Raw genomic sequence first — 12,486 nt, 5'->3', positions numbered from 1 at the left:
GCGCCCCGTGCCGGGCTGTCACTCGCGGCCGAGGTCACGATGGGCGACCTGCACCTCGATGCCCTCGTCCCGCAGCCGGGCGGCGATCTGTTCCGCCATGGCCACACTACGGTGTTTTCCACCGGTGCATCCCACGGCGAGGGTCACGTAGTGCTTGCCCTCGCGCTCGTAGCCGTCGGAGAGAAGGCGGAGGACCTCGGCGTAGGCGTCCAGGAACTCCTTGGCGCCGCGCTGCCCGAGGACGTAGTCGCGGACGGCGGCGTCGCGGCCCGTCTTCGGCCGCAGCTCCGGCACCCAGTGCGGGTTCGGCAGGAACCGGCAGTCGACGACGAGGTCGGCGTCGACGGGCAGCCCGTACTTGTAGCCGAACGACACGACGGTGGCGCGCAGGCTGGACTCGCCGGTGTCGTTGCCGAAGAACCCGATGATCTTGTTGCGCAGCTCGTGCACGTTGAGGCCGCTGGTGTCGATGACGAGGTCGGCCTCGGCGCGGACCTCGCGGACGAGTTCGCGCTCGCGGGCGATGCCGTCCACCAGGCGCCCGTCGCCCTGCAGCGGGTGGGGGCGGCGGACGCTCTCGAAGCGGCGCACCAGGTCGGCGTCGCCGGCCTCCAGGAACACCACGCGCGGGTGGACGCCGCGCGCCTCCAGTTCGGCGATCGAGGAGTGCAGGTCCTCGGTGAACCCGCGGCTGCGGACGTCCACGACCACGGCGATGCGCGGCACGGCGTTCTTCACCCGGCCGCCGAGGTCGGCCATGGTGGCGAGCAGCCCGGGCGGCAGGTTGTCGACCACGAACCAGTCGAGGTCCTCCAGGGACTTGGCGGCGGTGCTGCGGCCCGCCCCGGACATGCCGGTGACTATCACGATGTCCGGGATCTTCGTCTCGCTGGTCATGCCCGTCTCCCCCTGTGCTCCCCGTCGACCCTGTGCTCGCCGTCGACCGTGCTCTCCCCGCCGGCCGCGTGCCGCCCGGTGCCGGTCCCGCCCCCCGGGGGGACCTTGCCGCCGTGCAGTGCCGCGACGATGCCCTCGGCGCTGCGCGCGCCGATCCCCGGGACCTCGGCGACCTGCTCGGGCGTCGCGTCCTTCAGCCGCTTCAGCGAGCCGAAGTGTTTCAGCAGCGCCGCGCGCCGCGCCGGGCCCAGACCCGGAACGTTATCGAGTTCGCTCACCGTCATGGACTTGGATCGCCGCTGCCGGTGGAAGGTGATGGCGAACCGGTGGGCCTCGTCGCGGACCCGCTGGACGAGGAACATGCCCTCGCTGTTGCGCGGCAGGATGACCGGGTCGTCCTCGCCGGGGAGCCAGATCTCCTCCAGCCGCTTGGCGATGCCGCAGACGGCGATGTCGTCGACGCCCAGCTCGTCGAGGGCGCGCTGCGCGGCGGCGACCTGCGGCGCGCCGCCGTCGACGATCACCAGGTTGGGCGGGTAGGCGAACTTGCGCGGCCGTCCGGTCTCCGGGTCGATCGGCTGGTGCGCGCCGTCTTCCTCCGGATCTCCAAGCGAGTCGAGCTCGCCCATCTTCTCGCTTTCGGCGAGGTAGCGGCGGAACCGGCGGGTGATGACCTCGTGGATGGAGCGGACGTCGTCCTGACCCTCCACGGCCTTGATCGTGAACCGGCGGTACTCGCTCTTGCGGGCCAGGCCGTCCTCGAACACGACCATGGAGGCGACCACGTTGGTGCCCTGCAGGTTGGACACGTCGTAGCACTCGACGCGCAGGGGCGCGTCGTCGAGCTCCAGGGCGTCCTGGAGCTCCTGGAGGGCGCGGCTGCGGGTGGTGAGGTCGGATGCGCGGCGCGTCTTGTGCTGCTTGAGCGCCTCGTGGGCGTTGCGCGCGACCGTCTCCAGCAGGGTCTTCTTGTCGCCGCGCTGCGGGACGCGCAGCCGGACGGGCCCGCCGCGCTGCTCCGACAGCAGTTCGGTCATCGCGGCCTCCTCCGGCGGCAGGGCCGGGACGAAGACCTCGCGGGGCACCGACTCGATCTCGCCGTAGACCTGGATGAGGAAGTGCTCGACGAGGTCGGCGGTGGTGACGTCCTCGACCTTGTCGACGACCCAGCCGCGCTGCCCGCGGATGCGGCCGCCGCGCACGTAGAACACCTGGACGGCGGCCTCCAGCTCGTCCTCGGCGAAGGCGACCATGTCGCAGTCGGTGCGGTCGGGCAGGACGACGGCCTGCTTCTCCAGGGCGCGCTCCAGGGCGCGGATGTCGTCGCGGAGCCGGGCGGCGCGCTCGTACTCCTGGGACGCGGCGGCCTCGCGCATGTCGCGTTCGAGGCGCTTGATGAAGCGGGAGGTGTTGCCCGCCATGAAGTCGCAGAAGTCCTCGGCGAGGAGGCGGTGCTCCTCGGTGGAGACGCGGCCGACGCAGGGCGCGGAGCACTTGCCGATGTAGCCGAGCAGGCAGGGGCGGTCGAGCTGGTGCTGCCGCTTGAACACGCCTGCGCTGCACGTCCGAACGGGGAAGACGCGCAGGAGCTGGTCGACCGTCTCCCGGATCGCCCACGCGTGGGAGTACGGCCCGAAGTAGCGCACGCCCTTGCGTTTGGCACCCCGCATCACCATCACCCTCGGGAACTCCTCGTTCAGGGTGACGGCGAGATACGGATACGACTTGTCGTCCCGGTAGCGGACGTTGAACCGGGGGTCGAACTCCTTGATCCAGGAGTATTCGAGCTGGAGGGCCTCGACCTCGGTGCCGACGACCGTCCAGTCGACGCGCGAGGCGGTCTGCACCATCGTCTGGGTGCGGGGGTGCAGCGAGGAGAAGTCGGCGAAGTAGGAGTTGAGCCGCGAGCGGAGGCTCTTCGCCTTGCCCACGTAGATGACCCGGCCGTGCTCGTCGCGGAATCGGTACACCCCGGGGGACTCCGGGATGGAGCCCGGTGCGGGTCGGTAGGTCGCCGGATCTGCCACGCTCAGAAGCCTAGTGGGCGGTACCGACACGCCGTGCGCCCGCGCGTCCCGCCCCGGTCCGATGCGGCGCGGGGTGACATAGATCTCCCCGCCGCGCCCGGATGACCGCAAAGTGACGGGAAAGGGAAGGTCGGACGCAGGTCGAGCGCCTGGTGACCACCGGTCGGGCACCCGCTCGGCAGAACCGGAAGGGGGTCGTTGCGCACGTGTCCGCGTTCTGGGCATGGACCGTCCTCGCGGCCGTCGTCGCGGCGTCCGCGATCATCGTCGAGGGAGGCCGGCGGCTGCTCGCGGGCCGGCTGTCGGCGCGCTGGCCGGGCGCCGGGCGCGTCGCCCGGCGCTGCGCGGCGCCGGCGTTCGCGTTCGCGGCGGTGACCGGTTCCAACGCCGCGATGCCGTACCAGCTGATCGGCGACGGCGCGGAGGGCGCGGTCCGGCACGCGCTGCGGATCGCGGTGATCGGCGCGACCACCTGGCTGGTGCTCCGGATCGGCTACGCGCTGAGCGACCCGCCGCTGGCCCGGCTGATGCGCATCGAGGGCGAGCGCAACCGGCGGGCGAGGCGCGCCCGGACGCAGATGCTGCTGCTCCGCCGCATCGCCGCGGTGATCATCGTGGTCCTCGCGGTGGGCGCCGCGCTGTTCACCTTCCCGGCCGTCCGGGCGGTCGGCGCCGGGGTGCTGGCCTCGGCGGGCGTCGCCGGGCTGGTCGTCGGCATCGCGGCGCGGCCGGCGCTCGGCAACCTGCTCGCCGGGCTGCAGCTGGCGTTCAGCGACGCGCTGCGGCTGGACGACGTCGTCGTCACGCAGGGCACCTGGGGCCGGGTCGAGGAGCTGACGCTGTCGTACGTGGTGCTGCAGCTCTGGGACGACCGGCGGATGATCTTCCCGGTGTCGCACTTCACCGAGCAGCCGTTCGAGAACTGGACCCGGCACTCCAGCCGGCTGCTCGGCTCGGTGGAGCTGCACGTGGACTGGACGGTGCCGGTCGAGGAGCTGCGCGCCGAGCTGTACGCGGCGCTGAGGGAGAACCCGCTGTGGGACCGGCGGGAGTGGATGCTGCAGGTGGTGGACGTCCTGCCGAACGGCGTCGTCAAGCTCCGCGCGCTGATGAGCGCCGCCGACTCGGCGAGCACCTGGGACCTGCGCTGCGACGTCCGGGAGCACCTGGTCGCCCACATCCGGGACCGGCATCCGGAGGCGCTCCCCCGGTTCCGCGTCGACTCCGACCCCGTGGCGGACGACGCCGCGCCCTCGCCGGACGGCGAGACGCCCGCGAACGGCGCCCCGGTGGACGGCGTGGCGGAGGGGCGGCACGCGGACGGGGCACGGGCCGTCCCGCGCAGGGACGGCCCGGCGCCCGCGAAGTCGCTCAGGCGAGCATGATCTTCCCGCCCTGGACGGTGACCTTCTTCTCCTCCAGGGGCTTGTCGGCGGGCGGGCTCGCCACCGACCCGTCGGCGATCTTGAACTTGCTGCCGTGGCACGGGCAGTTGATCGTGCCGCCGGACACCGACCCGACGCTGCAGCCCTTGTGGGTGCAGGTGGCGGAGAACGCCTTGAACTCGCCCTCCTGCGGCTGGCAGACGACGACCTTGGCGTCCTCGAAGACCTTGCCGCCGCCGACCGGGATCTCGCTGGCCGCCGCCAGCGCACCGCCCGCGCCGCCGCCCGAGTCCCCGCCGGACCCGCCGGACCCGCCGGAGCCGCCCGCGTCGTCGTCGCCGGACCCGCCGCACGCGGCTGCCAGGCCGGCCACGCCCGCGAGCCCGGCGCCGATGAGCAGCCCTCTCCGGGTGCCGCCCGCGGCCGGTGTCTCCCCCGGCTGCTGCTCCGTCCCGTCCGCCTGCGTATCGGACTTCTGTGGCATGTTCGCCCCTCCGGTGACATGTCTTGATTCCGGTCCGTCACCAGGAAGCACGGATGCGCGAGCGAGTTGGTTCAAACCGAAACCAATGCGCCGGAAGTGATGATCAGGTGACGACGATGCCGTCGCCCTTCACCTGCACCGGGTACTCGGTCAGCGGCTCCTTCGCGGGGCCGTGCGCCACCGACCCGTCCGCGATCTTGAACTCGCTGCCGTGGCAGGGGCACTTGATCAGACCGTTCGTGACGCTGCCCACCGTGCAGCCCTGGTGGGTGCACACCGCCGTGAACGCCTTGAAGGCGCCCTGGCTCGACTGCGTCACCACGACCTTCTGGTCCCCGAACACCTTGCCGCCGCCGACCGGGACGTCGGCGGCCTTCGCGATCTCCTTGCCCTTCAGGTCCGCGGCCGACGTCGGCTCGCTGTCGCCGCCGCACCCGGCGAGCGCGGCGGCACCGACGGCGCCGGCCCCGCCGTACAGCACCGCGCGCCGTCCGATCCCCCGGTCCCCGGCGGCCCGGGGCGTCACGTTGTCTCCCATGGCTCCATCTTGGTGGGACCGCACCGAGCGGCCCGCATCGACCCGCCCGTAGCCGCCGCCCGTGTTCGATCAGGCGTGCTCGATCAGGCGGGCTGGATCAGACGTACTCGGTCATCGCGTCCAGGAGCCAGCGGACGAGATGGTCGGCGTAGGACGTCCGCACGAGGAGCCGGTAGTCGGCCGCGCCCGTCTGGTGCAGGACCACCTGAGCCTGCGCCAGGACGGTCTGCGCGCAGCGCCCTGGCCCGAACGTCCTCGGATGGAGGTCGAGCAGGCAGCCGTGGGCCAGCACTGCGCGCGCGCTTGGGCCCGACAGTTCGAGGACCGTCCGTGCGGCCGACACGTCCACCGCCGAGCCGCACATTCCGCCGCAGTCCGCGCCGAGCGCGTCGCGGAGGCCGGCGAGGAGGCCGTACGCGCTCCCGGGCCGGTCGACGGCGAGGTACCAGCCGGGGCCGAGCCACAGGACGTACGGGTCGCCCGCCCCGGCGGCGTGCCCGGGGGCCGGCATGCCGCAGCACAGGAACTGCCCGGCGCGGGGGCCGAACGCGGTGGCGTCCTCGTCGTCCAGGCGCAGCTCGACCTGGGCGGGGAACGCGACCTCGCGGAGCCGGACCGCGCCGCCGGGACGGTCGGGCAGGTCGGGTGCGAGATGGGCGACGGCGCTGCGCGGCGCCGATCCCTCAGCCATCGCCGTCACGGCGTGCTCCTTCCCTGTCGTAGTGGACGGGACTGGTCACGGTGACCGCGTCGGCGCGTCCGGAGTCGACCGCGTAGAGGGTCTCGCCCTCCCGCTCGTCCCCGCCCTTGAGGAGGGCGAGCGCGAACGAGCCGACCGTGCCCCGGTAGGACGAGGTGACGTGGCCGAGCATCGGGACCGGGTGGGTGATCTCGGCCGGCGGGGGCTCGGCGACCAGCTGGGCGCCCTCGGCCAGGACGACGGCGGGGTCCCGCGGGCGCAGGCCGACGAGGCGCTTGCGGTCGGCGCGGGCTGTGTCGGGGCGGTGCAGCGAGCGGTGCCCGACCCAGCCTCCGGCGGCCTTGACGGCCCAGCCGAGGCCCGCGTCGTGCGGGGTGACGGTGCCGTCGGTGTCCTGGCCCGCGACGATGTAGCCCTTCTCGGCGCGCAGGACGTGCATGGTCTCGGTCCCGTAGGGCGCGATGCCGTGCGGTTCCCCGGCCGCCATGACCGCCTCCCAGAGCGCGAGGCCGTGCCAGGACGGGACGTTGATCTCGTAGGCGAGCTCCCCGCTGTAGCTGATCCGGAAGACCCGCGCCGGGAGGCCCGCGACCTCCGCCTCGCGCGTCGCCATGAACGGGAACGCGGCGACGTCGAGGCCGGGCGCCAGCGCGGTCAGGACGTCCCGCGACCGGGGACCGGCGAGCGCGACGACGGCCCACTGGTCGGTGACCGAGGTGCACCGGACGCGCAGCTCGGGCCATTCGGTCTGGAGCCACTCCTCCAGCCAGTCCAGGACGCGGGCGGCGTTGCCGGACGTGGTGGTGAGGTGGAACCGGCCGGGGGCCAGCCGCGCCGCCACCCCGTCATCGAAGATCATCCCATCGGTGCCGCACATCACGCCGTAGCGGCAGCGTCCGGGCGCGAGCGTCGAGATCCGCCCGGTGTAGATCCGGTCGAGGAACGCGGCGGCGTCCGGGCCCTGCACGTCGATCTTGCCGAGGGTGGACGCGTCCAGGGCCGCGACGCGGGCGCGGGCCGTCCGGCATTCGCGGAGCACCGCGTCGTCCATCGACTCGCCGGGACGCGGGTAGTACCGGGGGCGCTTCCATTCGCCGACGTCCTCGAAGAGGGCGCCGTGCTCCTCGTGCCAGCCGTGCATGGGGGTGCGGCGGGCGGGCGCGAGCAGGTCGCCGCGGTCGCGGCCCGCGAGGACGGCGAACGGGATCGGCTCGACGGGCGGGCGCTGCGTGGTGGTGCCGATCTCGCCGGGCGCGCGGCCGAGGAGGCGCGCCAGCGCACCGGACGCCGGGACCCCGGACGTGCGGCCCTGGTCGGCGCCGGTGCCGATGGTCGTGTACCGCTTGACGTGCTCGTTCGAGGTCATGCCGGCCTGGAGGGCGTCGCGCACGCCGGCGAGGGTGGCGTCGCGGTGGAGGTCGACGAAGACCAGGCCGTCGGCGCCTTCCGGGAGGTGCTCGGCCGCTTCGCCCGGGATGCCGCGCGCCGATCCGACGACGTCGATGGGCACGCGCGGCGGCGCGCCGGGGATGAAGGCGGCGTGCTCGGCGGACCATCGCGTCCGGCCGCCCGCCTGGGTGAACAGGTGCAGGTCGGGGTTCCAGCCGCCGGAGACGGCGAGCAGGTCGCAGGGCACGATGTCGCCCCCGATCCGGGCGTCGGTCAGGATGCCGTCCGGACCGGACTCCGTGCCGGTGACGGCCCGCCCTTCCAGGACGGTCACGCCGCGCTCGCGCAGCCGGTCGCCGAGCGGCCCGGTCGACGCCCGGACGTCGGTCACGCACGCGATCTCCACGCCCGCGTCCAGGAGGTCGAGCGCGGCTTGCAAGGCCCCGTCGTGCGCACCGAAGACGACCGCCCGGCGGCCCGGCAGGACGCCGTATCGCCGGACGTAGGCGGCGGCCGCCCCGGCGAGCATGATCCCCGGCCGGTCGTTGTCCGGGAAGAGGACGGGGCGTTCGAGAGCACCCGTCGCCAGGACGACCCGCCGCGCCCGGACGTGCCAGAGCCGCCGCCGCGCCGTCCGGGCGGGAGCGGCGTCGCCGAGGTGGTCGGTGCGGCGCTCGACGGCGACGAAGTACCCGTGGTCGTAATGGCCGGTCACCGTCGTGCGGGGCAGGACCGTCAGCTCCCCCGACGCCTCGATCCCGATGCCGGGACGGTCGTCGGCGACGATGACCCGAGCACCGGCCGCGACCGCCGCCAGAGCCGCCGCGCGTCCAGCGGTCCCGGCGCCGATGACGAGCACATCGCAGTGCGCGTACACCTTGTCGTAGCGGCCGGTGTCGGGCGCGTCCACCAGACGCCCGCGCCCGGACAGGGACGAGGCGCGCAGACCGTCGTGAACCTCAAGGCGGGTGGCGCGCACCATCGGTTCCCCTGGGCCCGACTCGACCTGGACGAACGCGTTGGGCTCCTCGGCGCCCGTGCTGTAGACGCCTCGCGGCCGTCCCGTGTACGGGCCTTGCGCGACGACGCGAACGCCATGGGCAAGGAGCGCGGACGCCAGCGTGTCACCGGGATGCGCGGTGTAGGTCGTGCCATCGAAGGTGAAGGTGAGGGTGCGTGAACGGTCGATGCGCGTGCCGCCCGACGCCGTCCGGAACGACCCGGTCATGACGCGACCTTTGGCGGGACGTCACCGGGCCGGTACGAACCGGCGATCTCATACGTGACCGTGTGGCGGACCACGTTGAACCAGCGGCGGCACCCTGCGGTGTGCGTCCACCGCTCGCGGAACCAGCCTTTCGGGTTGTCGCGCATGAACACGTAGTCGGCCCAGGCCGCATCGTCCAGAGCGTCAGGATCGGACGGGTACGCCACGTGCGCCTGGCCGCCGTAGTGGAATTCGACCTCGTCGCGGTCTCCGCACCAAGGGCAAGGGATGAGCAGCATGGTTCCTCCCTAGTGCGCGACGGCCGCGGCACCGTGTTCGTCGATGAGGGCGCCGGTCGTGAACCGTTCGAGCCCGAACGGTTCTGCGAGCGGGTGCGGACGGGCGTGGGCGATGGTGTCGGCGTAGACGTGCCCGGCGCCGGGAGTGGCCTTGAACCCGCCCGTCCCCCAGCCGCAGTTGACGAAGACGTTCTCCACGGGCGTCGGGCCGATGATGGGCGAGGCGTCCGGGGAGACGTCCACGATGCCGCCCCAGGTCCGCAGGACGTGCGCCCGCGCGAAGACGGGGAACAGTTCGACGGCCGCCGCGATCTGCTGCTCGATGACGTGGAACGAGCCGCGCTGCCCGTACCCGTTGAACGCGTCGATGCCGGCGCCCATGACGAGTTCGCCCTTGTGGGCCTGGCTGACGTACACGTGGACGGCGTTCGACATGACCACCGTGTCGAGGACCTGTTCCAGCAGTTCCGACACCAGCGCCTGCAGCGGATGGCTCTGCAGCGGCAGCCGGAAGCCGAGCATGTCGGCGAGGACGGAGGTGTGCCCTGCCGCGCAGAGCGCGACCCTCCCCGCGCCGATGAACCCGCGCGAGGTCTCCACGCCGGTCACCGCACCGCCGGGCGTGCGGCGGAACCCGGTGACCTCGCAGTTCTGGATCAGGTGCACGCCGCGCTCGTCCGCGCCCTTGGCCAGGCCCCAGGCGACCTGGTCGTGGCGGGCGATGCCGCCGCGCGGCTGGAACGTCCCGCCGAGGACGGGGAACCGCACCGACGGGCTCGTGTTAAGGATCGGGACGAGCTTCTTGACGTCGTCGGGGTCCAGCCATTCGGCGTCCACGCCGTTCAGCCGGTTGGCGTTGACGCGCCGGACGCCTTCGCGCACGTCGGGCAGGTTGTGCGCGAGGTTGAGGACGCCCCGCTGGCTGAACTTCAGGTCGTGGCCGAGATCGTCCTCCAGGCCCTCCCACAGCCGCAGGGAGTGCTCGTAGATGGCGGCGCTCTCGTCCCAGAGGTAGTTGGAGCGGATGATCGTGGTGTTGCGGGCCATGTTGCCGCCGGCGAGCCAGCCGCGTTCGAGGACGGCGACGTCCGTGATGCCGTGGTCGCGGGCCAGGTAGTAGGCGGTGGCGAGGCCGTGCCCGCCCGCGCCGACGATGACGACGTCGTAGGAGTTCCCGGGTTCCCGGTCCTCCCACAGCTTCCCGTCAGGCACGCAGTCGCTCCATTCCCGGGTCGAAGAGCGGTTCTTCGGCGACCACCGCAGGGAGGCGCCGGTCGAAGTAGCCGATTTCCAGTGCCGTGCCCGGTTCGGCATGTTCGGACGGCACCCACGCGTAGGCTATTCCGCGCCCGATGGTGTACCCCCAAGCCGCACTGGTCACGTATCCCACGGGCCGCTCGTCGGCGTACACCGGCTCCTTGCCCATCACCACGTCGTCCAGGACGAGGCAGACGAGGCGGCGTGCGGGCTCGGCCGGGGTGGCGTCCTCCTTGCGGACGGCGAATCCCAAGCCGGCCTCGTACGGGTCGTGTTCGGCCGTCATGTCCACGCCGTAGGAGCGGTAGCCCTTCTCCATGCGCAGGCTGTTGAACGCGCCTCGTCCTGCGGCGATGAGGCCGTGCTCGCGTCCGGCGTCCCAGAGGGTGTCCCACAGCTTCAGGCCCATGTCGGCGGTCGTGCTCAGCTCCCAGCCGAGTTCGCCGACGTAGGACACGCGCAACGCGGTGACCGGGACGGTGCCGATGTGGGCTCGCCTGGCCCGGAAGTAGCGGAGGCCCTTCGCGGAGAAGTCGTCCTGGCTGAGGGGCTGGACGAGGTCTCGCGCACGCGGCCCCCAGACCCCGATGCAGCACGTGCCGGCGGTGACGTCGCGGACGGCCACGCCCAGTGGCGCCCGGTCGGCGAGCCATTCGGCGTCCAGGACGGTGTTGGCCCCGATTTGGAACGTGTCCTCGCCGAGCCAGGCGACGGTGATGTCGCTGAGGACTCGGCCATGCTCGTCCAGCAGGAGGCAGTACGTGACGGAGCCGATGCCACGCGAGAACGCACCGGTCGTCGCCTCCCGTAGGAACGCCTCGGCGCCGGGCCCGCGAACCTCGATCCGCTTCAGCGAGGTCATGTCGTACAGCGCGACCCTCTCCCGCGTCACCTGCGCTTCCGCACCGGCGATCGGCGACCAGTACCGCGCCGCCCACGGACCGGGCTCGCGGATTTCGCGGCCGTCGAGGAGAGGCGCGTTCGACTCGTACCACTGCGGTCGTTCCCACCCCATGCCCTCCAGGAACACCGCGCCGAGCTCTTCCTCGCGGCGGTGGAAGGGGCTGGCGCGCAGCGGGCGCGGGTCCTCCATCGGCTGGAGCGGATGGAGGATGTCGTAGACCTCCCGGTAGTTCTGGCAGTCGCGGGCCAGCACGTATTCGGGGCTCCGCTGGTGCTCCTCGAACCGTCCGATGTCGCATTCGCGAGGCGGGGTCACCGGGCGCTCGCCGGTCAGCCATTCGGCGACGGCCCGTCCGACGCCGGCGGAGTGGGTGATCCAGACGGCCTCGGCGATCCAGAGCCCCTCGACCCCGCGGGCCGGGCCGAGCAGCGGCAGGTTGTCGGGGGTGAACGAGAACAGGCCGTTGAAGCCCTCCTCGATCTTGGCGTCGCCCGCGGCGGGGAGCAGCGACCGCGTCTCCCGCCAGGCGCCGGCGAAGTCGTCCTCGGTGAACGGGAGCGTCGCCGTGCTCTCCAGCTCGTTCGCCGGGACGGGCAGCGGCCGGTGGCCGTAGTTCCCGACGACGAGCCGGTCGAACCGCTCGCGGAAGTACAGCGCGGCCGACTGGTGCCGCAGGATCGGATGCCCGACCTCCTGCTCGGCGCCGGCGAGGCGAGGGAGCGGGTCGGTCCAGGCGAGCTGGTGGGCCAGCGGGGTCAGCGGCAGGTCCACGCCGGCCATCGCGGCGATCCGCGGCCCCCAGATCCCGGCGCAGCAGACGACGATGTCGGCGGGGACGTCGCCGTCCGCGGTGACGGCGGCCGTCACCCGGCCGCCTTGGATCCGCAGGTCGAGCACTTCGCGGTGGCCGTGGAAGACCGCGCCGCGCTCCGTCGCCGCCCGCGCCTGCGCGACCGCCGCGTCGACGGCGCGGGCGACGCCGTCGGACGGGATGTGCAGCCCGCCGAGGACACGGCCGGCGTCCACCAGCGGGTGCAGGCGGGCGCACTCGGCCGGTTCCAGGACGCGCGCCTCGATCCCCCAGGACGTGGCCCAGCCCTGGCGCCGGTGGAGTTCGTCCAGCCGCTCGGGCGTCGTCGCCAGTTCCAGGCCGCCGACCCGGTCGAACGCGCCGAGCGCCTCGTACTTCTCGACGGTGCGCCGCGCGAACTCCGCCATCGTCTTGCTCGGGTTGACCTGGAAGACCAGGCCGGGGGCGTGGGACGTGGAGCCGCCGGTGGAGAACAGCGGCCCCTGGTCGAGGACGGTCACATCGGTCGTCCCGCGGCGGGTCAGCTCGTCCGCCACCGCGCAGCCGACGATGCCGGCGCCGATGACGACGACGCGTGGCTGCGTCACA

10 protein-coding genes are annotated in these 12,486 nt (G+C 72.9%); 1 reads left to right on the top strand and 9 read right to left on the bottom strand.

What is annotated here, in order from left to right:
* Positions 1 to 18: 18 nt before the first annotated feature.
* Both rapZ and uvrC read right to left on the bottom strand, forming a co-directional pair.
* Entirely contained in the window at positions 19 to 897 is an 879-nt protein-coding gene (gene rapZ / locus E1293_RS00800) for an RNase adapter RapZ (protein WP_132192671.1), read from the bottom strand.
* The gene (gene uvrC, locus E1293_RS00795; protein WP_132192669.1) at positions 894 to 2,924 is read right to left on the bottom strand and encodes an excinuclease ABC subunit UvrC; all 2,031 of its coding nucleotides are present in this window, start codon (positions 2,922 to 2,924) and stop codon (positions 894 to 896) included. The genes rapZ and uvrC overlap by 4 nt, the downstream gene beginning before the upstream one ends.
* 206 nt (positions 2,925 to 3,130) lie before the next feature.
* Between uvrC and E1293_RS00790 the strand changes: the two genes are divergently transcribed.
* Complete coding sequence (locus tag E1293_RS00790) at positions 3,131 to 4,309, top strand: mechanosensitive ion channel family protein (protein ID WP_132192667.1); 1,179 nt, start codon at positions 3,131 to 3,133, stop codon at positions 4,307 to 4,309.
* Here the strand turns inward: E1293_RS00790 and E1293_RS00785 are convergent.
* From E1293_RS00785 to E1293_RS00755, 7 genes are all read right to left on the bottom strand, one after another.
* The gene (locus E1293_RS00785) at positions 4,296 to 4,793 is read right to left on the bottom strand and encodes a Rieske (2Fe-2S) protein (protein WP_132192665.1); all 498 of its coding nucleotides are present in this window, start codon (positions 4,791 to 4,793) and stop codon (positions 4,296 to 4,298) included. The genes E1293_RS00790 and E1293_RS00785 overlap by 14 nt on opposite strands.
* Before the next feature lie 103 nt (positions 4,794 to 4,896).
* A complete protein-coding gene (locus tag E1293_RS00780; RefSeq protein ID WP_132192663.1) occupies positions 4,897 to 5,331 on the bottom strand; it encodes a Rieske (2Fe-2S) protein in 435 nt (144 codons plus the stop codon).
* 97 nt (positions 5,332 to 5,428) lie between these two features.
* Positions 5,429 to 6,022, bottom strand: a complete 594-nt coding sequence (locus tag E1293_RS00775) for a sarcosine oxidase subunit gamma (RefSeq protein ID WP_132192770.1) — start codon at positions 6,020 to 6,022, stop codon at positions 5,429 to 5,431.
* Positions 6,015 to 8,648, bottom strand: a complete 2,634-nt coding sequence (locus E1293_RS00770) for a 2Fe-2S iron-sulfur cluster-binding protein (protein ID WP_132192661.1) — start codon at positions 8,646 to 8,648, stop codon at positions 6,015 to 6,017. The genes E1293_RS00775 and E1293_RS00770 overlap by 8 nt, the downstream gene beginning before the upstream one ends.
* A complete protein-coding gene (locus E1293_RS00765; RefSeq protein ID WP_132192659.1) occupies positions 8,645 to 8,926 on the bottom strand; it encodes a sarcosine oxidase subunit delta in 282 nt (93 codons plus the stop codon). Before E1293_RS00765 ends, E1293_RS00770 begins: the two co-directional genes overlap by 4 nt.
* 9 nt (positions 8,927 to 8,935) lie before the next feature.
* The gene (locus E1293_RS00760) at positions 8,936 to 10,138 is read right to left on the bottom strand and encodes a sarcosine oxidase subunit beta family protein (protein ID WP_243715941.1); all 1,203 of its coding nucleotides are present in this window, start codon (positions 10,136 to 10,138) and stop codon (positions 8,936 to 8,938) included.
* The gene (locus E1293_RS00755) at positions 10,131 to 12,485 is read right to left on the bottom strand and encodes a GcvT family protein (protein ID WP_132192655.1); all 2,355 of its coding nucleotides are present in this window, start codon (positions 12,483 to 12,485) and stop codon (positions 10,131 to 10,133) included. Before E1293_RS00755 ends, E1293_RS00760 begins: the two co-directional genes overlap by 8 nt.
* Between the last annotated feature and the right edge of the window lies 1 nt (position 12,486).

Origin of the sequence: Actinomadura darangshiensis, assembly GCF_004349235.1 — a bacterium.
Taxonomy (GTDB): Bacteria; Actinomycetota; Actinomycetes; order Streptosporangiales; family Streptosporangiaceae; genus Spirillospora; species Spirillospora darangshiensis.
This window is presented reverse-complemented; position numbering and strand designations above follow the sequence as displayed.

Coding starts and splice junctions, on each gene's coding strand:
- rapZ (WP_132192671.1), bottom strand. CDS start 897: ATGACCAGCGAGACGAAGATCCCGGACATCGTGATAGTCACCGGCATG.
- E1293_RS00785 (WP_132192665.1), bottom strand. CDS start 4,793: ATGCCACAGAAGTCCGATACGCAGGCGGACGGGACGGAGCAGCAGCCG.
- E1293_RS00780 (WP_132192663.1), bottom strand. CDS start 5,331: ATGGGAGACAACGTGACGCCCCGGGCCGCCGGGGACCGGGGGATCGGA.
- E1293_RS00775 (WP_132192770.1), bottom strand. CDS start 6,022: ATGGCTGAGGGATCGGCGCCGCGCAGCGCCGTCGCCCATCTCGCACCC.
- E1293_RS00770 (WP_132192661.1), bottom strand. CDS start 8,648: ATGACCGGGTCGTTCCGGACGGCGTCGGGCGGCACGCGCATCGACCGT.
- E1293_RS00765 (WP_132192659.1), bottom strand. CDS start 8,926: ATGCTGCTCATCCCTTGCCCTTGGTGCGGAGACCGCGACGAGGTCGAA.